This window comes from Serratia sp. BNK-10 (assembly GCF_047456065.1).
Classification (GTDB): Bacteria; Pseudomonadota; Gammaproteobacteria; order Enterobacterales; family Enterobacteriaceae; genus Serratia; species Serratia ureilytica.
The window spans coordinates 2921197-2942100 of the sequence record NZ_CP179894.1 but is presented as its reverse complement, the minus strand read 5'-3'; the positions used below and the strand labels follow the sequence as shown (position 1 = coordinate 2942100).

The window sequence follows — 20904 nt, the reverse complement described above, 5'->3', positions numbered from 1 at the left end:
GCTATGCGTTACTTCGCCGCCGCCGGATCCGGCTTATCGGGGGCGATGCCGTACAGCGCCATGGCGCGGTTGACCTCGCTGCGGGCGATACGGCCTTCGTCTGCCAGCAGTTTCAACGCGGCGAGCGCGATGAAATGGCGGTTGACCTCGAAGAACTCACGCAGCGCCTCGCGGGTGTCCGAGCGGCCAAAGCCGTCGGTGCCCAAGGCGATAAAAGTACGGTCGGGCAGGAACGGCTTGATCTGATCGCCGACGATCTTCATATAGTCCGTCACCACCACCACCGGGCCGGGATGCGCCGCCAGCAGGCTCTGGATATAAGGAACTTTCGGCGGATCTTCCGGATGCAACAGGTTCCAGCGTTCGGCCGCCATGCCGTTGCGGCGCAGCTCGCTCAGGCTGGTGGCGCTCCAGATATCGCTGGCGACGCCAAAGTCCGCCGCCAACAGCTCTGCCGCCGCCAGCGCCTCGCGCATGATGGCGCCGCTGGCGACCAGCTGAGCACGCGGGCTCTCTTTGCTTGCCGTTTCGCTCTGCTTGAGCAAATACGCCCCCTGGATAATCCCGTCTTCAACGTCCGCCGGCATCGGCGGCTGCGGGTAGCCTTCGTTGAGCAAGGTGATGTAGTAGTAAATATCCTCTTGTTCAACGAACATCCTGCGCATGCCGCTCTGGACGATCACCGCGAGTTCATAGGCATAGGTCGGATCGTAGGAGACGCAGCTGGGGATGACGGAAGACAGCACGTGGCTGTGGCCGTCGTCATGCTGCAAGCCTTCGCCCATCAGGGTGGTTCTACCGGAGGTGGCGCCGAGCAGGAAGCCCTTGGTGCGCGCGTCGGCCGCCGCCCAGGCGAGATCGCCCACCCGCTGCAGCCCGAACATGGAGTAGAAGATATAGAACGGGATCGTCGCGACATCGTGGTTGCTGTAGGCGGTGCCGGCGGCGATCCAGGTCGATATCGCACCGGATTCGTTGATGCCTTCCTGCAAAATCTGGCCGTCTTTGGCCTCTTTGTAGTAGCTGAGCTGCCCGGCGTCTTGCGGGGTATAAAGCTGGCCGAGCCAGGAATGGATGCCAATCTGGCGGAACAGACCTTCCATACCGAACGTGCGCGACTCGTCCGGCACGATGGGCACAATCAGTTTGCCGATGTTGGCGTCTTTGAGCAGCACGCCGAGGATATTGACGAAAGCCATGGTGGTCGACATGTTTCGTTCGCCGCTGCCCTTCAGGAGGCCGTCGAAGCGCGATAGTTCCGGTATCGCCAGCGGGGTGGATTGGCCGAAGCGGGCAGGGATGTAGCCGCCCAGCGCGGTGCGCGTCGCGGTGATGTACTTCGCTGCCGCGCTGTCGGGTTCGGGCTTCAGGTAAGGGATCTCTGCCAGTTGGGCGTCGGAGATTGTCAGCCCTAAACGGTCGCGGAAGGCTTTCACCGCATCCTGGCTCATTTTTTTCAGCTGGTGGTTGATGTTCTGCCCTTCACCGGCTTCCCCCATGCCAAACCCTTTGACGGTTTTGGCCAGCACCACCGTTGGCCTGCCCGTGGTATGCACCGCCTGATGGTAGGCGGCGTACACCTTTTGCGGATCGTGGCCGCCGCGGTGCAGCGCCCAGATCTCATCGTCGCTCAGGTCGGCGACCAGCTCGAGCAATTCCGGGTACTTGCCGAAGAAATGCTCCCGCACATAGGCGCCGCTTTGCGACTTGAAGGTTTGGTAATCGCCGTCGACGCACTCCATCATGCGCTGCATCAGCAGCCCGGAGCGGTCTTTTTGCAGCAGCTTGTCCCAGCCGCTGCCCCAGATCACCTTGATCACCTGCCAGCCGGCGGCTTTGAAGGTGCCTTCCAGCTCCTGAATAATCTTGCCGTTGCCGCGCACGGGGCCATCCAGCCGTTGCAGGTTGCAATTCACGACGAAGATCAGGTTATCGAGTTTTTCTCGCCCGCCCAGCGCAATCGCCGCCAGCGATTCCGGCTGATCCATCTCGCCGTCGCCGAGAAACGCCCACACCTTTCTTCCCTGGTGCGGTTTCAGTTCGCGGTATTCCAGATAACGCATGTAGCGCGCCTGGTAGGCGGCGGTCAGCGGCCCCAGCCCCATTGATACGGTGGGATATTGCCAGAAATCCGGCATCAGCCGCGGGTGCGGGTAGGAGGAGAGGCCGCGGCGCGCGGATTCGCGGCGAAAGTTGTCGAGCTGCTCCTCGTCGATGCGGCCTTCGAGATAGGCGCGGCCGTAAATGCCGGGGGCGGAGTGACCCTGGATATACACCATGTCACCGGCAAACTCATCGGTGCGTCCGCGGAAAAAGTGCGTGAATCCCACGTCGTAAAGCACCGCGGCCGACTGGTAGGTGGCGATGTGTCCGCCGACGTTGGAATGTTTGCCGGCGCGCAGCACCATCGCCATGGCGTTCCAGCGAATAAACGCATTGATGCGCGCTTCCGCGGCCAGATCGCCGGGATACGTCGGCTGCTTATAGACCGGGATCGTATTCACGTACGGCGTGGTGACCATGCTGAAGAAATCGCCGTGTTTTCGCTGATCGGCTTCGGCCATTCTTTCCAACAAAAAATGCGCGCGTTCACGGCCGTCGATGTCGGTGACACCTTCAAATGCCTCAAGCCATTCAGCCGTCTCTTGTGGGTCAAGATCTGCTTTTACCGCGGGTTGGTTCATAAAAGCTCCAAATGTACTTACCTGATAAGGCGCTGAGCGATACAGGAATTTATTGAATTGCATATGCAAGAGTTGCAAATGCAATAATGGCGAAAGCCACTCTATCCCTTTACAATTGCAATTGCAACTCACCGCTTTTGACGAGAAAACTGACATGACAGATAAACAACCCGACCTGTGGTTCTCCTTCGTGCGCGCGCACCGGGCAATCATCAAAAAGATAGAAACGCAATTGTCGGAGGCGGGGCTGCCGGCGTACGCCTGGTATGACGTGTTATGGGGATTGGAAAGCGGGGAAAACGGCACGCGTCGCATGCATGAACTGGCGGACGTGTTGGTGATTGAGCGTTATAACCTGACCCGCCTGATGGATCGCCTGGAAAAAGAGCGGCTGGTCACGCGTTTTCGTTCGGATGACGACCGTCGGGCCTCCTTCGCCACCATCACCGAGGAAGGTAAGGCCCTGCGGAAAAAAATGTGGGAGATCTACCGTGCGGTGGTCAAAACCCACTTTCTCAATCAGTTCAGCGAAGAAGAGATCGCACGCTTCTCCGACGCGTTGGACAACGCGATGCAGCTGGCCAGAGCGTGATCAGGCATCGGGCGTGATGTGCAGAACGCGCAGCGCATCGGCGATCAGCGTCGAGGGAATTTTCTGCTCGTCGGCCAGCAGTTTGAGGGCGCATAGCGCAATCCATTCCGCCTGCGGATAGTGAATTTCGCCCCGGGTGCGAGAATCCGAACCCACCGCGGCAAAGCGTGCGGGAATGAACCGCTTGAGCTGGTTGGCAATCAGGTGCGAGTAGTCGGTAACGGCGACGACGGGGGCATTCCCGGCGCCCAGACACGTTTTCAGATGGCATTCGCCGCCGCTGTCCTGGCGCTGCATGTCGGCGAGTTCAGCATCCTGCGCCAACCGCGTGTAGCTGGGGCAGCTCCAGATTTCGGCCGCGATGCCCCAATTTTTCAACACCTCAGCCGCCTGCTGAACGCGGGCGAGCGTTCTGCCTGCGCCGCACAGGCGAACCTGCAACGGCGAGTCCGCCGCCGCCGCGACACGATACATCCCCTTGAACGCCTGCTCTGCGACAAACGGCTCACCGGAAGCGGGGGCATCATTGTCTGCGTTGGTCGCGAGATACACCATCTTTCTCGTTCCCTCCAGATAGAGCGCGTGCAGGGCGTGATGGAGTATCGCGCCGGTTTCCCGGGCATTGGCCGGATCGAAAGGCAGCCAGTCCGGCATGGCGGTGAGCTGGAGCGGGAACCAGGCCTGCACGCCTTTCGGCAAGTCGGTACTGCCGGTATCCGCATCGCTGATGAAAATCCCCTTGCGATTGGTTTCCGGCTCAAGCCCGCGGAGCATGTCCACCGAAGGGGTGTTGACGACGTAAAACAACGGTTTCTCATAACGTTCTGATTGATGGCCAAACCAGAGCGGCCAGGCGGTGGCGTAGCAGGAGCTCGGCGGTTCGGCGCGCCTTCTGCCGTCGATGAGCCAGATGTTGCCACTGGCGTTTAGTTCGCTCAAGGCTTCCGCCGTCCAGGCGGTGGAAGAGGGAAGCGACGCGCCGGCGTTCTGGCTGACGGAGGCCATCTTGCGGATACAGGCTTCGGCCAGGGTTCTGGTCCTGGCGGAGGCGGCAGGCATTGTTATACGTTGAGGCGACATGCGGAGCATTCCCTTTTAGTTGCAGGTGCGATGATTGTAATTGCAATTCATGGCGTATGCCAATGACTTCTGAACAGGTCGCAGCCATCCAGGCGTGACCCGCGGCGATATATTCAGGTTATGCAGACGCGATCCTATTTGTTTCACCGACCAGACAGCCGCCATCCGTTGTCCTTATTTCTGCGGTTTTTTATAAATGACGGGCAGCTAAAAACGGTTTGCCGATAGGGATAATGCGCGTGTCAATCCGCGTTAAACGAGAATATCGGCATCTTAAAAATAAAACGAAATAAGGATGAAAGCATATGCCTGGATTTAATTATGGTGGTAAAGGAGATGGGACTAACTGGAGTTCTGAACGCGGTACGGGCCCTGAGCCGGGGGGCGGCGATAAAGGCCATTCCGGCGATCGCGATCGCGGCGGCGCCGGCGTTGGCAACAGCCCGGAACAGCAACAGATAGCGGCGATCCAAAACGATCCGGCGCTGCGCATGAAGCTGGAGGCGGTGATTAAGGCGGCGCGCAGAATTAACCCGGATGCGAAATTGCATATTGAAAGCGTCAGCCCATCCGGCACGCTGAGCCTTTCCGCCACCGGTTTGACGGCCGATCAGGCGAAGCACATTGGCCTGGGGGGGCTGGTGATGGGGGTCAACGCCAAGGGGGTGACAGTGGCGATCGGGGATATCGAAACCGGCCATGCGCGCAAACCCTCACCCCCTGGCAAAGGCGGCAACAATGGCCTGAATGCCGGGCAGATCGGCGCCTCTTCGTTAGGCAGTTTCGTGACAGACTCGCATCGCGATCGGCCCGTCAGCGGCTGGCATGGCAACGGCAAAACCGGTGAATTCTCGACGACCCGCACGACCGGGAGTTACTACGGTTTTCATCATTTGAAGGTGGAAAAGCAAGACGGAGTGGCGACCTACAACCTCTACTATAAGGCCAATAAGAACCGGCCCGCGTTTATCGCCGTGGTGAGAGGGGATAACCTGAATGCCATGGAGGTGAAATATGCCAACGGCAAGCCGGTAAAATCGCCCGGCTCGGTAAAAACGATCGTTAAGGAATTCGTCGAATATCAAAATGCGGAATTAAAAGCCATCAAGGATGGCGTCAGCCTGGCCGCAGGTATCAATAAAGATATCGCGGAAAAGATCGGCGCGAAATACGCCAAACTCGCCAAGGATTTGGAGGCGGGAATTCAAGGAAAATATATCCGCAACGTGCAAGATGCGGAGAAAACCTACGAGCAATTGACGAAGGGCCTGAATAAAAAGCTCAAGGCGCAGGACAAAGCGGCGATTGTCGCCTGGCTGAAAATGATCGATGCGGAACAGTATGCCCGCAATGCGCGGGTATTGGGCAAGGTCTTCACCGGGGTGGACTGGGCGCTCAAGGGCGCGGATCTGGTAAACGCCGCGATTGAAGGTTTCTCTACCGGCAACTGGAAAGCGTTCCGCAACCAGCTCGAAGCGCTCGGGTTGTCGATCGGCGCAGGGTATACGCTCTCCGCTATCGCTGCGTTTTTCGCGCCGACGCTGGTGTCGTCGACGGTGGGCATTTTCGCCTTTGCTTACCTGTTTGGCTGGGCCACCAGCTATATCGATGCGGAACGTGCGGGGGAGCTGGAGAAGTGGGTCGCTGACCTGTAACGGCATGAGGGGGCTGGCCCCCTCATTTTACCCCTCACACCCTCTACCTCTTTCACACCACCGGCGCCACCGTCAACAGCAGGTTAGCGAAGCGGCGCCGTTCGCCGGAGGCGATCACCAGCAACGTCCGATCCGATTTGACCGCAGCGTAAAACGCCTCGCGCGGCAGGTGCTCGATCGGGCAATGTTCTGGCAGCAGTTGCCGGTATTCGGCTTCGATAGTGTTGGTGAAGTCCGGCGGGCAGGCCATCAGCGCCGCGCTTTCCACGTTGATGCAGGCCAGCAGTTTTTCCAGGATTGGCGGGGCGGCGAGCGTGCCGGGCGCCAGGTTCAGATAGACCACGGTGGCGTCTTTCGGCGCGTGCGTCACGCAGGCGTAATTGCCGTCGGCGATCAGCACCTGGGTTTTATGCCCGCATTGCGCCAGCGCGGCGAGCAGCGGTGGGTGAGTGATGGCGGATTTGATCATAAAGCGATTCCTGAATAGGGGGGCGGCCGTGCCGCCCGCAGCTGAACTACATGCGGAAGATGCCGCCGTTGATGTCGAGAGTGGCGCCGGAGATGAAGCCGTCGTATTCCGCCGCCAGGAAGGCGATGGCGCGGGCCACGTCGTCCGGCGTGCCTGCGCGGCCCAGCGGGATGGCGCGAACGGTTTCCTCCGCCGATGCCTGGGTGGTGTGGCGATTATGAAAGCGGGTGCCGAGGATCAGGCCGGGCGCCACCGCGTTCACCCGGATGCCGTGCTCGCCCAGCTCCGCCGCCAGCGAGCGCGTCCAGGTGAGCACCGCGCCCTTGGTGGCGGAATAGACCAGCGAGCCGGCGTGCCCGCCGGCGCGGCCGGCCAGCGAGGCCAGATTGATGATGCTGGCGCCGTTCGGCGCCGCCTTCAGGTGCGGCAGCGCGCTCTGGGTCACGTTCAACATGGTGGTCATGTTTACGTCGATCACGGTTTGCCAGAAGGCGCGATCGATCTCGCCCAGCCATTTGCGCCCGACGATGCCGCCGACGTTATTGATCAGAATATCGATGCCGCCGAGAAACTCGGCGCCGGCCGAGACGCAGCGCAGCGTTTCGTCGGTGTCGATGAGATCGGCGTAGCCGTAGGCGGCCTTTTGTCCGAGTGAATGGGCCAGCGCCACCAGCGCCTTGGGGCCGCTTTCGTCGCTGTGGTAGTGAAAATAGATGTCGCACCCGGCCTTGATCAGCCGCTCTGCGGTGGCGCGGCCGATGCCCTGTTCCGCCCCGGTGATAAAGACCTTTTTGCCCGCAAGATCGCCCATGATTGACTCCTTATTGGTTCGTTAAGAATTGATGGCGCCTTCACGCTGTTTGGCGCAGTAGAAAATGCAGATCAGGCCGGTGGCCAGCAGGCACGAGGCCAGGAAAAACAGCCCCGGCGCGCTGCTGCCGGTCAGATCGTTCAGCACGCCCACCGCATAGGGGGCGACAAAACCGCCGATATTGCCGATGCAGCTCACCACCGCCAGCCCGGCGGCCGCGGCCGCGCCGGTGGAGATATTGGCGGGCATGGATAAGAACGGCGGCACGGCGGTATAGATGCCGATGGCGGCGATGCACAGGAATGACAGCGCGACGAACGGGTCGTATTTAAAAAATGTCACCGCGCCCATCAGGCCGATGGCGGCGATCACCATGCTGAGGCCGGCGAACACGCCGAGCTTTTTGGTTTTGCTGGCCCACAGGCTCCACGGATACACCAGCAGCGCGGCCAGGCCGTAGGGAATGAGCGCCAGCAGGCTGACGCGAAAGATATCGCTGCCGGAAATGGCGCTGATGATCGACGGCAGCCAGGTGCCGAAGCCGTAAATGCCGCATACCATGCCGAAGTTGAGCAGCGCGTAGAGCAGGTACTTTCTGTTTTTAATGCCCTTGAGGAAGTCGCCCAGCGTGATTTTTGAGCCGGATTTGGAGCGGCCGGCGTTGCTCATCAGCCAGGCTTTTTCCTCCACGTTCAGATAACCGACGTCCTTGGGCGAATTCTTGATCAGGAAGGGGATCAGCAGGCCGATGACGATCGGCGGCAGCCCTTCGAGGATGAACAGCAGCTGCCAGGGGGCGAAGCCGAACCAGTCATGCTGAATATTGAGAATAAAGCCGGAAATCGGCGAGCCGACCGCGTTGGACAGCGGCTGGACGATGATGAACATGCCGAGAATTTTGGTGCGGTATTTTTCCGGGAAGAAGACCGTGAAATAATACACCACCGAGGGAAAGAAACCGGCTTCGCACACGCCCAGCATAAAACGGCAAATATACAGCTCCAGCGGCGTGCGCACAAAACCGAGCAGGGTTGCGAAGATGCCCCAGGAAATTAATATTCTGGCGAACCAGATGCGCGGGCCGAATTTAATGGTGCCGGCGTTGCTGGGTATTTCAAACAGGAAATAGCCGATAAAGAAAATTCCGGAAGCGAAGCCGAAAGCCGAGGCGGTCAATCCCAGATTATCTTCCAACGCTTTGGCGGCGTAGGCCATATTGTTGCGGTCGAGAAAGGCCAGGAAATACAACAAGATCATGAGGGGGACAATATGCAGCGTCAATTTCCTGATGGCGCTGCGTTCAATATCCTTTGGCATTGTTTTTTTCATCATGGTTTTTCCCATGTGGTTAATCGGAATAATAGCGGCCCGGCCCAAAGTCATGAGCGGCGTGCTGAATAACGACGTTGCGTGCATAAAGCGTCGCGCCGTTTATTTAGTGCGACGACGCTGTTTTTTCTGATTTTGGCTGCGGCGAGCCGGACGATGCTATCTGCGCATCGCCTGGGTAAGCCGTTTTTACCGAATTAACCGGCGGTTTTGACGGAACGCCGGCTGATGACCGTCGGCGGGAAGAGAAACTCGCCGGGCGGTTGTGAATCATTGTTGATGCGGCCGATCAGGCGTTCGACCATCAGCTGCGCCATCTCGGCCAGCGGCGGGCCGATCGACGTCAACCCCGGTTCGGCCAGGCCGGCAAGCGCGATATTGTCGATGCCGACCACCGAAATCTCTGCTGGCACCTGGACGCCGGCGGCGCGCAGCCCCACCATCAGCCCGATGCCCAGCGCATCGTTAATCGCCACGATGCCGTCCGGGCGCGGCGTCAGCGCGAGGATGCGGGATGCCAGCGTCAGCCCCAATTCGAACATCTCCGTGTCGCCGTAAGCGCTGGTGGCTTTGCCTTCGATCACCCGTTGGCGTTCACTCAAGTTGTGCCCCTGCGCACTCAGAAAACCGTCGATCTTGTGGCTGCGCCCCACGGTCAGCGCCGCTTCGGTGGCGAACACGATATGTCGGCAGCCGCGTTCGAGCAGGTGCTGCGCGGCCAGACGCCCGGCGGCGAGATTGTCCATCGACACGCTGTCGAACAATCGGCTGTCGGCGGCCATCGGCTCGGCGAACGGGCTGTCATAGCTGACGATCTTCATGCCCCGCTCGGCCGCTCGGACAAAATGGGTCTGGCGGATGTCGCTCGCCGCCACGATGATGCCGCGCACGCCATGCAGAAACATATCGTCGATAAACGCGGCTTCCTCCTGTTCCTGCCGGTAGGCGTTGCCGAGCAAGACGCGGTAGCGGTGAGCGCGCGCCGCGCTGTCGACGGCGTGCGCCAGCGCCGAAAAACTCGGGTTAACGATCGACGGCAGCAGCAGGCCGATGATCTTCGCCTGTGGCGCGAGGTTCACTGCGGTGCGCGCCGGACGATAGCCCAGGGTGTCCATCGCCTGTTCGATCCGCTGACGGGTCTGTGCACTCATCTGGTGGCTGCGATTATTCAGCAGGTTCGACACGCTGCTGATGGACACGCCGGCCAACCGCGCGACATCACGAATATTTGCCATTTGCCGATCCCTTGCTGCCTGCCGTTAGCCTGCAATCTATAAGGGAAGGCGGGCGCAGGCAAGCCGCAACCGGGGCGAAACCCGCACGGGATCGCGCATTTGTGAGAGTCGTCAGGCGCAGGGCCGGTTGTTTACTAAACAGCTAAGGACGGCGGCCATGGGGTGACGCGGATGAGTGAGATCTGCGAAGCATCTCTCGTTTATCGCCCTTCGGGGCGGCGGGTTCTGTACTATTGTTTTCTCTTTGCGGCACGTTCCAGGCCGATGGGGCGCTGGGCGCAACGGAGATCACAGATGAACAAACGGGAATTAGAAAGCGCGATTGTCACCGATTTTTCCAAACGCATGAGCTATGGCGACTACCTGTGCCTGGACCAACTGCTGGACTGCCAGCACCCGCTCTCCAATCCGCCGCATCATGATGAAATGCTGTTCGTGATACAGCACCAAACCTCCGAACTGTGGATGAAGCTGATGCTGCACGAGCTACAGGCGGCGCTGCGGCTGGTGCAGCAGGACAAACTCAGCCACTGTTTTAAAATTCTCGCGCGCGTTAAACAGATCCAGCGGCTGCTGTTCGAACAGTGGGCGGTGCTGGAAACGCTGACGCCGTCGGAATACGTCGAGTTTCGCGATGTGTTGGGCAGTTCCTCGGGCTTCCAGTCGCATCAATACCGGTCGATCGAGTTTCTGCTCGGCAACAAGAACGCCGCCATGCTGGCGGTGTTCAGCAGCGATGCGGAAAAACACGCGGCGCTGAAGGCGATCCTCGAAGCGCCGAGCCTGTACGACGAATACTTGCTGTACCTGGCGCGCCACGGTTTGCCGATCCCGCAGGAGTGCCTCAAGCGCGACTGGACGCAGCCCTATCAGCGCAACCCGGATCTGCTGCCGGCGTTCAAAGTGATCTACGACAACCCGCAGACCTATTGGGAAGCGTATGAAATGGCGGAGAAGTTGGTGGATATCGAAGAGAGTTTCCATCTGTGGCGTTTCCGCCATATGAAAACGGTGGAGCGGATCATCGGCTTTAAGTCGGGCACCGGCGGTTCCAGCGGCGTCAGCTTCCTGAAAAAGGCGTTGGACCTGACCTTTTTCCCCGAACTGCTGGACGTGCGTACCGAAATCGGTGCCTGAGACACTGAGAGGGGGAAGGGCGATGAGCGTGAGGATTATCGATAAGGCGGCGGAGAAGGTGGTGGGGGTAAGAGTGGTGGGGCCGTATCCGCAGACCATCCCGCAGGGTTCGCAGCAACTGCTAGCATGGCGGCAGCGTCACGACGTGCCGTTCGGCAAATGGCTGGTGTTGTACTGGGACGATCCGGCAGAAGTGGCACCGGAAAAGCTGCGCGCCGACGTGGTGATGAGCGTGGCGGACGATTTCGCGCTGCCGACGGGCAGCGAGGGTATGACCGTGCAGACACTGCCCGCCGGGCAGTACGCGGTTTACCACGTGCGCATCAGCGATGGCGACTTCGAGCGGGTGTGGGGCGAGTTCTATCAGAAGCAGCTGCCGGCCAGCGGCTATCAGCCGGTTGAGGGGGTGAGCTACGAACACTATCTCAACGACTGCGAAGCCGACGGCTATTTCGACCTCGATATTTACCAGACGGTGAAAATGTGGTGAAGGGGAAATGATAAAGAAGGCTGAATCGATGGGCGGTACAGATTCAGCCCGTTGTGTTGGCTTAACGTCAGTGATTTTGCCGCCAGCCTATTCATCTCCTTGCCAAAAGGGGTTACAGCGGACGGCGTTTTTGCCGGTACTGCCGCCCGAGGGGCGGCGTTAACCGGCTTTCCCGGCGAACCAATTACCTACTCTTTAGGGAACAGCTGATCGACGGCGCTCTGGATTGCCGCCTGATGGCCACCGCCCGGTGCGGCGGTGCGTGCGGCGCCACCAGGCTGGTTGAGATCCAGCTGGCCGCCGGTGTTGATCGCGCCATCCTCTTTTACCGTGATATTGAAACTGGTGCCGGTGATGTTGATTTGGCCGTCCGCCAGCAGTTCGATCACGCTTTCGCCGCACTCGAGCCGCAGCGATTCGCCGGAGCCGAGGGTAAAGGCATTGACCACTGCGTCGCTGCGCGTTTTGCCGGTCAGCGCGGAGGATTCGCCTTTGACGCCGGTTGCCTGATTGAGCACCACCCGTTTGATCTGGTTACCGCCCACCAGATGCGTGTGGTCGTTAGCGATGGTGTGGCTTTCATCGTTTTTCACCTGGGTGTCCATGTTGCGCTCCGCCTGGATCCACACCTGTTCGGCGCCGGCCTTGTCTTCGAAACGCAGGGCGTTGGCGTTGTCGGCGGTGCCGTCCTTGGTGCGGCTCATAAAGCCCATCTGGGTGGCGGCGGCCGGCAGCGCCCACGGCGGCATGCTGGCTTCGTTATAGACGCGCCCGGTGACGATCGGCCGATCCGGATCGCCGTTGATAAAGTCCACCACCACTTCGTCGTTCACGCGCGGGATCTGCACGCCGCCGTAGCCTTGGCCGGCCCAGGCGCTGGAGACGCGCACCCAGCAGGAGCTGCCGTCGTCTTTCGGCCCGAAGCGATCCCAGTGGAACTTCACCTTGATACGGCCGTATTTGTCGGTCCAAATCGATTCGCCGGCCGGGCCGACCACCCGGGCGGTCTGCGGTCCGTGGGTTTTCGGCCAGGTAGCCTGCTGCGGCGGGTGCCAGGGCACGTCCGCCGGCAGGACGATGAAGTCGATGCGGTGTTCGCTGCTCTGATCGTCGCCGCTGGCGTAGCGATTCTCTTTCAGATGGTAGCTGGCCTGCAGCGTCAGATATTCGCGATTGTCGTCGGCATGCGGGGCGTTATACAGCGTGAAGGTACTGCCGGGGGCGATGCCCATGGCGGTGGCGGTGCCTCGGATCTGCTGATGTTCGGCCTGCCAGGCTTCCTGGCGCACGCGGGCGTAGAACTCCCCCTGCTGATGCTCGGTATAGCGGCCCGGCCAGTCGTAAACGTCGATTTGCCCCGGCGTCGGCGAGACCGGATTTTGCCGCGCCTGGAACAGCCAGGCGTTCGGTTTGCGGAAATCGTAGTCGTCCAGGCTGTAGATGCCCGGCGTGACGCGATCGGACAACGTCCACTGGCTGATACCTTCCTCGCTGGTGCTGCCGCCCGACGGCGTCAGGTGGTAGGGGATCATCTCATAGCCGGGATAGGGCTGGTGATGGTGGGGGGCGTCCCCGAGCACCAGCGTGTGTTTGCCCATTTCATGTTTGAAATAGTAATAGATGCCCTCCTGCTCCATCAGGCGGCTGATGAAGTTGAAGCTGCTTTCGTTGTACTGCACGCAGTAGCCCCACAGGCGATAGTCGCCGGTCAGCTGATCTTCCAACTGCACGTTGTGCTCCGCCAGCAGGGTCTTGACGATCTGCGGCACCGTCTGTTCCTGGAAGATGCGGAAATTGCGGTCTTTGGTCATCGGCCACAGATCCGGCTGCACGTGCAGGTTGTACACCGCGTAGCGCGTGCCGCCGATCTCTTCGCTGCTGACGGCGATGGCGGTGATCTTACCGTTCAGGTAACGCGGGGCGCTGAGAAAGCCCTGGGTCGGAATTTCCAGCGTCAGCGGTTGGCCGAGCAGCGCTTTGCGATCGAGGCGCGCGTCGGTGCTCAGCAATTCAATAGAGAAGTCGAAAGGAGTGGAAAGCGCTTCGATACCGTCCAGCGAGCGAAACAGCAGTTGCTCCTGGCCCAGTGGCGTGTGCGCAATAATGCGATCCAACATGAGAACGTCCTCTGTGATTGACGTCATGCCCTGCATACTCCGGCGTTGCAGCGGCCTTGCCGCGCGGCCAATGAGGGGGCAGTTGCTCGTCAGTCTCATGAAATAGGGGAAACCCCGCCGAGGCGGAGTTTCAGAACGGGATTAGCCGGCAGTGGCCGGGTTGACCAGCCAGGTGCCGGCGGTGTCGATGCTGAGCTGCTGGCGGCGGAGCCGATCGTTGTGACGGATCTCCAGCTGATAGCGGCCCGGCGCCAGGTTCAGGCTGGCGAAGCCGTTTTCGCCCGGCGTCACCTGCTGCGGCTTGCCGTCGAGGCTGACCTGCTCACCCGGTTGCAGTTTGAAGTACACCAACGCCACCGGTTGCGCCGGCGGCGCCGCTTTTTCAGGTTCCGCCGCCGCAGGCTGCGCGGTTTGCGGCGCGCTCGGCTGCTGCGTCAGGGTTTTCTGCGCCGGTGACGCCTCGCTGTTTTGAGCGACGGCCTGGGCATCGTCCTTGCCGCCGCTCAGCCAGGCGATCGCGCCGATCACCAGCAGCGCGGCGACGCCGGCGCCGGCCATCATCGGGCGCGAGAATTGGGTGCCGCGCGCGGTAACGGTGCCGGCTGCGGCCGCAGCGGCGGCCGGGTTGGCGGCGACCAGCAAGTTCTCCGGCGCGGCGGCCGGGGTGCTGATGATTTCGTTTTCATCGGCGATCGGCAGATGCAACAGCTCGGCCATTTCGTCGATGGTCTGCGGGCGGTCTTCCGGCTTCAGCGCCAGCGCGCGATCGACGGTGCGCAGCAGCTCCGGCGAGTAGCCGGCGGGGCGGCGCTCGGTCAGCGGCTGGTAGCTGTCTTCGATGCTGCGCACCACGCTGACCGGCGGCGGCGAACCGACGATCAGCGTGTGCAGCACGGCGCCGAGCGCGTAGATATCGGTCCACGGCCCTTGTTCGCCGTCGCTGTTCTCGGTGTACTGCTCGATCGGCGCGAAGCCCGGCTTGAGCATGATCTCCGTTTCGTCCGACAGGTTGCCGATCTCTTTGCGCGCCGACCCGAAGTCCAGCAGCACCGGCAGCTGGCTCTCCTGGATCTGGATGTTATCCAGCGAAATGTCGCGGTGCAGATAGCCTTCCTGATGGATGGTGTTGATGGCGCTGAACAGCGGCGGCAGCAGCCGACGGATCCACGCCTCGTCGATTTTCTCCGGCTGCTGCGCCTGCAGGTTTTTCAGCGTGGTGCCGCTGTAAAACTGGGTGCCCATATAGGCGGTGCCGTTCTCTTCCCAGAAGCGCAACACGTGCAGCAGACCGGGATGCGAGAAGCGCGCCAGCAGACGCGCCTCCTGAATAAAGCTGTTCAGCCCGGCCTGGAAAGTTTTGCCGAAGCGTTCGCCGCGCAGCCCGATGCTGAGATCGTCGTTGCGTTTCGCCAGCGAGGTTGGCATGTACTCCTTGATGGCGATGGTGCGTTCCAGTTGGTGATCGTAGGCGCGGTAGACGATGCCGAAGCCGCCTTCGCCGATCGCTTCCTGGATCTCGAATTCATTGAATCGATAGCCGCTCGGCAGGCTGTTCGAATTCGGTTTGGTTATCCCGGTTCCCGACATAGTGATGACTCTCTGTGTTCAAAGGGCCGCCGTCTCGGCGGCCGCGGCGTTATGCCTGAAATTGACAAATGAATTCGTTGTTCTGCAGCGCGATATGCAGCTGGCGATAGCGCTGGTCGTTGGCGCTGCCGGTCAGCAGGGTGTGGCTGATCTGCGGCAGCAGGGTGTTGGTCAGGATGGCGTCGACCATGCGGCCGCCGGACTCCACCTCGGTGCAGCGGCTGACGATCTGCTCGATGACCGCATCGTCGAAGGTGCAGACGATGTCGTGATTCTCCGCCAGGCGACGCTGAATGCGGCCCAATTGCAGGCGCACGATGTTGCCCAGCGTGGCGTCGGTCAGCGGGTAATACGGCACCACCAGCAGGCGGCCGAGCAAGGCGGCCGGGAACACCGACAGCAGCGGTTGGCGCAGCGCGCCGCTCAGCGCCTCCGGCTCCGGCAGCAGCTCCGGATCGCTGCACAACCCGGCGATCAGATCGGTGCCGACGTTGGAGGTCAGGATGATGATGGTGTTGCGGAAATCGATATGACGGCCTTCGCCGTCCTCCATCCAGCCCTTGTCGAACACCTGGAAGAAGATTTCATGTACGTCCGGGTGCGCCTTTTCGATCTCGTCCAACAGCACCACGCTGTAAGGACGGCGGCGAACCGCCTCGGTCAACACGCCGCCCTCGCCGTAGCCGACATAGCCGGGCGGCGCGCCTTTCAGCGTCGAAACGGTGTGCGACTCCTGGAATTCGCTCATGTTGATGGTGATGACGTTCTGCTCGCCGCCGTACAGGGTTTCCGCCAGCGCCAGCGCGGTTTCGGTCTTGCCGACGCCGGATGGCCCGGCCAGCAGGAACACCCCGACCGGCTTGTTCGGATCGTCCAGCCGCGCCCGCGAAGTGCGCACCCGGCGGGCGATCAGATCCAGCGCATGGCGTTGGCCGATGACGCGCTGATTCAGGGTGTCGGAGAGCTGCAGCACCGCTTCAATCTCGTTTTTCACCATGCGGCCCAGCGGGATGCCGGTCCAGTCGGCCACCACCGCCGCCACGATGTTGGCGTCGACGGCGGCGAAGATCAGCGGCGCTTCGCCCTGCAGCGCGCTCAGCTGCTGCTGCAGTTCGCCCAATTGGGCGCGCAGCGCGTCGGCATCAGGGCGCGTTTGCGTCTCTTCGTCGGTGCTCGCCTCTTCTTGGGCGTGCAGTTGGGCGCGCAGCGTGATGATCTGCTGGATCAGCGCCAGCTCCTGCTGCCAACGCTCGGTCAACTGTTCGAGTTCCTGGCGCAGCGCGGTCAATTGGGCTTCAATCTCCTGCGGGCGCAGGGGATCGCCGATGCCGACCTTGGCCTCGCGGCGGGCGATATCCAACTCTATCTGCAGCGCATCGATGCGGTGGCGGCAGTCTTCGACCTGGGCGGGTTCGGCATGTTGGCTGACCGCCACGCGCGCGCAGGCGGTATCCAGCAGCGCCACCGCCTTGTCCGGCAACTGGCGGGCCGGAATATAGCGATGGGACAGCCGCACCGCGGCGTCCACCGCTTCATCCAGCAGCAGCACGCGGTGGTGTTGCTCCAGCGGGCTGACGGTGCTGCGCAGCATCAGCAGCGCTTTGTCTTCGCTCGGTTCGTGCACCTGCACCACCTGGAAACGGCGGGTGAGCGCGGGATCCTTCTCGATGTATTTCTTGTATTCCGACCAGGTGGTGGCGCCGATGGTGCGTAGTTGGCCGCGCGCCAATGCCGGTTTCAGCAGGTTGGCGGCGTCGCCGGTGCCCTGGGCGCCGCCGGCGCCGATCAGGGTGTGAATTTCGTCGATAAACAGGATGATCGGCGTCGGGCTGGATTGCACTTCGTCGATCACCGCCTGCAGCCGTTTTTCAAACTCGCCCTTGACGCCGGCGCCGGCCTGCAGCATGCCGATGTCCAGCAGGCACAGCTTCACGTCGCGCAGCTGCGGCGGCACGTCGCCGGCCACGATGCGCAGCGCCAGGCCTTCCACCACGGCGGTTTTGCCGACGCCGGCCTCGCCGGTCAGCAGCGGGTTGTTCTGGCGGCGGCGCATCAGAATATCGACGATTTGCCGGATCTCTTCATCGCGGCCGGCCACCGGGTCGATCTCGCCGTTGCGCGCTCTGGCAGTCAGATCCTGGGCATACTGCGCCAGCACGCTTTCACCGCTGCGCGCCGCGCCGGGCAGGGGCTCGGCGCCGCTTTGCGCCGCCGCATCCTGGGCGTTTTCCGCCGAGTGAGCGGTAATGGCGGCGAACTGTTCCATCAGCAGATCGGCGTTGATGCGCTCGAACTGCGGGGAAATGGCCTTCAGCAGGTGGCGCAGGCTGTAGGTTTTCAGAATGCCGAGCAGCAGGTGGCCGCCACGGATGCGCGCTGCGCCGAACTTCAATGAGCCATAGACCCAGGCGCGTTCTACCGCGCTGTCGATGTGCTCGGACAGATCGGAGATGGCGCTGGCGCCGCGCGGCAGGCGATCGAGCGCCTCGACGATGTCGCGCGCCAGCTGCGCCTCGTCCAGCGCGAAGTGGCGAACGATCTGCTGCAGATCGCCGTCCGGCGATTGCATCAGCTGATGCAGCCAGTGCGCCAATTCGACGTAGGGGTTACCGCGCAGCTTGCAAAACGCCGTCGCACTTTCCAGAGAGGTGAATAACAGGCTATCCAGTTTGCCGAATAATACCGAGCGGCTGATTTCAGACATGGTTTTCCTCAGGTCTCAGAGTGGCCTGACGCCGCCGGGCGTCGGCCGAAATAGGGTCAGAACGGGTTTTCCAGCGGTTCAGGGCTGAAGATCAGATCGTCGAGATCGCGCTGTCGCCGATGGTCGGCCAGCCAACTGCTCAGGCCCAATCGCTGCGCGCCGCCGAGCTGGATGCCGTGCGCCTGTTCCTTCGCCAGGATCAGGCGGACTTCCCAGACGAACTCGATGCCCAGGTATTGGCGCACCCAGTCGCGCAGTTGCCGGCACAGATCGGCGCCGGGCAGAAAGCGGTCATAGTCCTGCTGCGGCATCGGCCCCAGCTCGATGCGGAACTTGTGCTGGATATCCCGCACCGCGATGCCGAGAAAGGCCGATTCGCCGAGCCGCGGCGCGCCGCGTCCGGCCTTGAGCCGCGCCTGCTCGCGCGGCTCCACCCGCAGCCAGTGCGGCACGTTTTCGACGATGCGCACCGGCACCTTGAAATACTGCTGCAAAATTTTGCTCAGGCCTTCCGGATCGCGGCTGTGGCGAATCAGATGACCGGCCATAAAATGTTTAGCGTGGGCGTTGATGCTGTCGCGCTCTTGCTGCGCCTGCTGGCCGATGCCGATCAGGCTCGACAGGTACTCGTCGAAGCGCCGGTTGTCCGGGCGATCCAGCGATACCGTCGGTTGCGCGTCGGCCCAGGCGCGGTAAAACAGCAGCGTCAGCCGGTGATGGAACAGATTGGTGAACGCCAGCAGGGTAGTGTCCTGGTGGTGGTACACCCGTTCGCGCACGTATTCGGTCAGGTGCAGCGGCAGCGGCCCGTTGGGGCCGAACAGGCCGAAACTGAAGATCGAAACGTCGTGCAGTGGGCTGTTGGCGCGCGGCGTCACCTGCGCCAGCGTGGAGGGCGCGAACGACAGCGAAGGTTCCTGGCCCAGGCGCAGCATCTCGTGGCGCGGCAGCGGCGCGCGCCCCAGCAGGTAGGGCTGGCCGCCCTGGGCGTCGATGCGGCGCAGCAGTTGAAACAGATCGTGCTTGTAAGGCGCGCTGCGCAGCCGCGGCCAGAAGTCGTCCGGCAGGCGATACAGCGCGTTGATCTGCGGCGGCGCCAGTTCGGTGGCGATCATCTCCGCGCTCATATCAGCGTCCTTTTGCCCATGCGCGCCTGCCAGTGGGCGATCTCGCCGCGCTGCTGGCTGGAGAGCGTCATCTCGGTGAAGGTGTTCATCGCCACCAGGCGCGAGAACAGGCGCTCCAGCACGCTGCCGAGCAGGTAAGGACTGTTGCCGGAGAACGCCTGCTCATCGACCGTCAGATCGATGGCGATGCCGCGCGCGAACACGATGGGGCCGGGTTCAGGCACTCGCCGATAGACCGGCCGCAGGTTGCAGTGGCGCACGCCCTGGATCTGTTTGGCGATCGCCGGCTCGCTCAGGTTGCCGTACAGCCCCAGCAGCTGGCGCAGGCTGGCGGCGCCCTGTTCCGGATCGCCGTCCATCATGCTGAGGTAATTCAGCTGCAGCTGACTGATCAACCGCCAGGTGATCATCCCTTCGGCCAGCGCCGGACGCGGCGGCGTAGGGCCTTTGCGCAGCGAGACCTGCTTGATCGGGATTGAATCGGGCATCACGAAATTGCCCTGATCCTGCTGCAACAGCATCAACGGCAGGTCGCGGCTGGTGCACAGCACGTCGGCGGTGAGGTATTTCAGATCGCTGTGCCACGGCGACTGCCGTTCGTCCACCAGCGATACGAACACTTCCGAACCGGCATAGCCGGTGCGGGTGCCGTAGCGGCGGGCGTGCTCCGACAGCGTGCGCTGTTCGCGCCGCAGCGAGAAGTAGGCGCCATAGTTGCCATCGTCCGCGCTCAGGGTGCTGTAAAACGGCCGAAACTCTTGCTCGTAGCGTTTTTCGCTGGCGCTGCCGCCGAGCCGCTGCACCGAAAACACTTCGTAATCCAGCGGTCGGATATTGTCGACCACCAGATGGTATTCGTGGTTCTTTTCGTTGATCGCGATGCGTTCGGCCACTTTCGGAAACAGGTTGATCACCGGCGTGCAGTGCAGCGCCAAATGGGCAACGTCGACCACCCGTTCCAGCGCGGCGTCGTGCCTATCGAGCAGCACCACGATTTCGAACTGGCGCAGCGCCTTTTTCCCTTCGCGCACGCTTTGCAACAGCGGGCGCAGGCCGTTGACGCTGAAGAACTGGAAGCGCGCCGGGAAGGCGAAATATTCTTGCAGCAGCCGGTAGCCTTCGAAGTTGCGCAGATCGTTGGGCAGCAGCGCCTGATCGGCGGCAAAGCCTTCCTGTCGCAGCCCATCCAACGCCAGCGCCCGCCGTTGCGGCTGAGCCTCCACCGTTTGGCAGACAAGCCCGACGCTGTGCTGCATCAGCAACTCCAGCAGCTGCTGCGCCTGCATGTCCGGCCCGGCCAGGTAAAACATCAATTGGTCCAGCTGCAGGTTGTTGAGCGTCACGCTTTCGTAGCACTCCAGCCGAATGCGCAGCGCGCTGACGCAGCCGCTGTGCTGCAGCCCCAGCGAGGCCAGCGGAATATCGGCCGGAATGCCGCCCAGCTCGACGCCGGCGATGCGCACCGGCTGCAGCGTGACGTCATGCGCCGTGGTGTAACTGCAGGTGATGCCGCTTTTCTTCAGCGTCTGGCTGTCCATCATGGTGCCGCGCGGCACCACGAAGCCGTTGCTGATATCGCCTTTACTGCTGTCCGGCTGCAGCTCGGCGATCGCCATCGACGGCGTCGGCGACAGGTAGTTGGGGTAGATGATCTCCAGCAAGCGCTGAGAAAAGCGCGGGAACTCGGCGTCCATTTTCAGCTGCACGCGCGAGGTGAGGAAGGCGAAGCCCTCCATCAGACGCTCGATATAAGGGTCCGCCACGTCGATGCCGCGCATGCCGAGACGGCCCGCGACCTTCGGGTACTGTTCGGCGAACTCGGCGCCCATCTCACGCAGATAGGCCAGCTCGCGGTTGTAATAATCTAACAGTTTACTGTCCATCGCC

15 protein-coding genes are annotated in these 20904 nt (G+C 61.8%); 4 read left to right on the top strand and 11 right to left on the bottom strand.

Annotation, left to right across the window (positions count from 1 at the left end; translation table 11 throughout):
- Nucleotides 1-8: 8 nt before the first annotated feature.
- Complete coding sequence (aceE, locus tag ACMGG9_RS14300; RefSeq protein ID WP_414161496.1) at nt 9-2684, bottom strand: pyruvate dehydrogenase (acetyl-transferring), homodimeric type; 2676 nt, start codon at nt 2682-2684, stop codon at nt 9-11.
- Between the two features lie 154 nt (nt 2685-2838).
- Between aceE and ACMGG9_RS14295 the strand changes: the two genes are divergently transcribed.
- Nucleotides 2839-3276, top strand: a complete 438-nt coding sequence (locus tag ACMGG9_RS14295; RefSeq protein WP_033643576.1) for a MarR family winged helix-turn-helix transcriptional regulator — start codon at nt 2839-2841, stop codon at nt 3274-3276.
- Here ACMGG9_RS14295 and ACMGG9_RS14290 read toward each other — a convergent pair whose 3' ends face one another.
- The gene (locus ACMGG9_RS14290; RefSeq protein WP_414161495.1) at nt 3277-4356 is read right to left on the bottom strand and encodes a transketolase-like TK C-terminal-containing protein; all 1080 of its coding nucleotides are present in this window, start codon (nt 4354-4356) and stop codon (nt 3277-3279) included.
- Nucleotides 4357-4661: 305 nt separating this feature from the next.
- On the opposite strand from ACMGG9_RS14290, the gene ACMGG9_RS14285 reads away from it, so the two are divergent.
- Nucleotides 4662-6011 (top strand): colicin-like pore-forming protein, encoded by a 1350-nt coding sequence (locus tag ACMGG9_RS14285; RefSeq protein ID WP_060660564.1) that lies wholly within the window; start codon nt 4662-4664, stop codon nt 6009-6011.
- 52 nt (nt 6012-6063) lie between these two features.
- On the opposite strand, the gene ACMGG9_RS14280 is transcribed toward ACMGG9_RS14285, so the two are convergent.
- The 4 genes from ACMGG9_RS14280 to ACMGG9_RS14265 form a co-directional block, all read right to left on the bottom strand.
- A complete protein-coding gene (locus tag ACMGG9_RS14280; protein ID WP_033643572.1) occupies nt 6064-6480 on the bottom strand; it encodes an RbsD/FucU domain-containing protein in 417 nt (138 codons plus the stop codon).
- Between the two features lie 46 nt (nt 6481-6526).
- Nucleotides 6527-7291, bottom strand: coding sequence for an SDR family NAD(P)-dependent oxidoreductase (locus ACMGG9_RS14275; RefSeq protein ID WP_042784898.1), 765 nt, complete (start codon nt 7289-7291; stop codon nt 6527-6529).
- Between the two features lie 21 nt (nt 7292-7312).
- The gene (locus tag ACMGG9_RS14270) at nt 7313-8548 is read right to left on the bottom strand and encodes an MFS transporter (protein ID WP_414162275.1); all 1236 of its coding nucleotides are present in this window, start codon (nt 8546-8548) and stop codon (nt 7313-7315) included.
- Between the two features lie 269 nt (nt 8549-8817).
- Nucleotides 8818-9855, bottom strand: coding sequence for a LacI family DNA-binding transcriptional regulator (locus ACMGG9_RS14265; protein ID WP_164106729.1), 1038 nt, complete (start codon nt 9853-9855; stop codon nt 8818-8820).
- A 294-nt stretch (nt 9856-10149) separates the two neighbouring features.
- Here ACMGG9_RS14265 and kynA point away from each other — a divergent pair, with 294 nt between their 5' ends.
- On the top strand, nt 10150-10992 hold the full coding sequence (kynA, locus tag ACMGG9_RS14260; protein WP_033643569.1) for a tryptophan 2,3-dioxygenase: 843 nt from the start codon (nt 10150-10152) through the stop codon (nt 10990-10992).
- Between the two features lie 22 nt (nt 10993-11014).
- Nucleotides 11015-11482, top strand: coding sequence for a DNA gyrase inhibitor SbmC (gene sbmC, locus ACMGG9_RS14255; protein ID WP_414161494.1), 468 nt, complete (start codon nt 11015-11017; stop codon nt 11480-11482).
- 188 nt (nt 11483-11670) lie between these two features.
- On the opposite strand, the gene ACMGG9_RS14250 is transcribed toward sbmC, so the two are convergent.
- The 5 genes from ACMGG9_RS14250 to tssF all read right to left on the bottom strand — a co-directional run bounded on the left by ACMGG9_RS14250 (nt 11671) and on the right by tssF (nt 20900).
- On the bottom strand, nt 11671-13599 hold the full coding sequence (locus tag ACMGG9_RS14250; protein ID WP_042784895.1) for a type VI secretion system Vgr family protein: 1929 nt from the start codon (nt 13597-13599) through the stop codon (nt 11671-11673).
- 141 nt (nt 13600-13740) lie between these two features.
- Nucleotides 13741-15186: a serine/threonine protein kinase gene (locus tag ACMGG9_RS14245; protein ID WP_033643565.1), complete on the bottom strand. Its 1446-nt coding sequence runs from the start codon at nt 15184-15186 to the stop codon at nt 13741-13743.
- A 49-nt stretch (nt 15187-15235) separates the two neighbouring features.
- On the bottom strand, nt 15236-17890 hold the full coding sequence (gene tssH / locus ACMGG9_RS14240) for a type VI secretion system ATPase TssH (RefSeq protein ID WP_033643564.1): 2655 nt from the start codon (nt 17888-17890) through the stop codon (nt 15236-15238).
- A 56-nt stretch (nt 17891-17946) separates the two neighbouring features.
- Nucleotides 17947-19017, bottom strand: coding sequence for a type VI secretion system baseplate subunit TssG (gene tssG, locus ACMGG9_RS14235; RefSeq protein ID WP_414161493.1), 1071 nt, complete (start codon nt 19015-19017; stop codon nt 17947-17949).
- Complete coding sequence (gene tssF / locus ACMGG9_RS14230) at nt 19014-20900, bottom strand: type VI secretion system baseplate subunit TssF (RefSeq protein ID WP_033643563.1); 1887 nt, start codon at nt 20898-20900, stop codon at nt 19014-19016. Before tssF ends, tssG begins: the two co-directional genes overlap by 4 nt.
- Between the last annotated feature and the right edge of the window lie 4 nt (nt 20901-20904).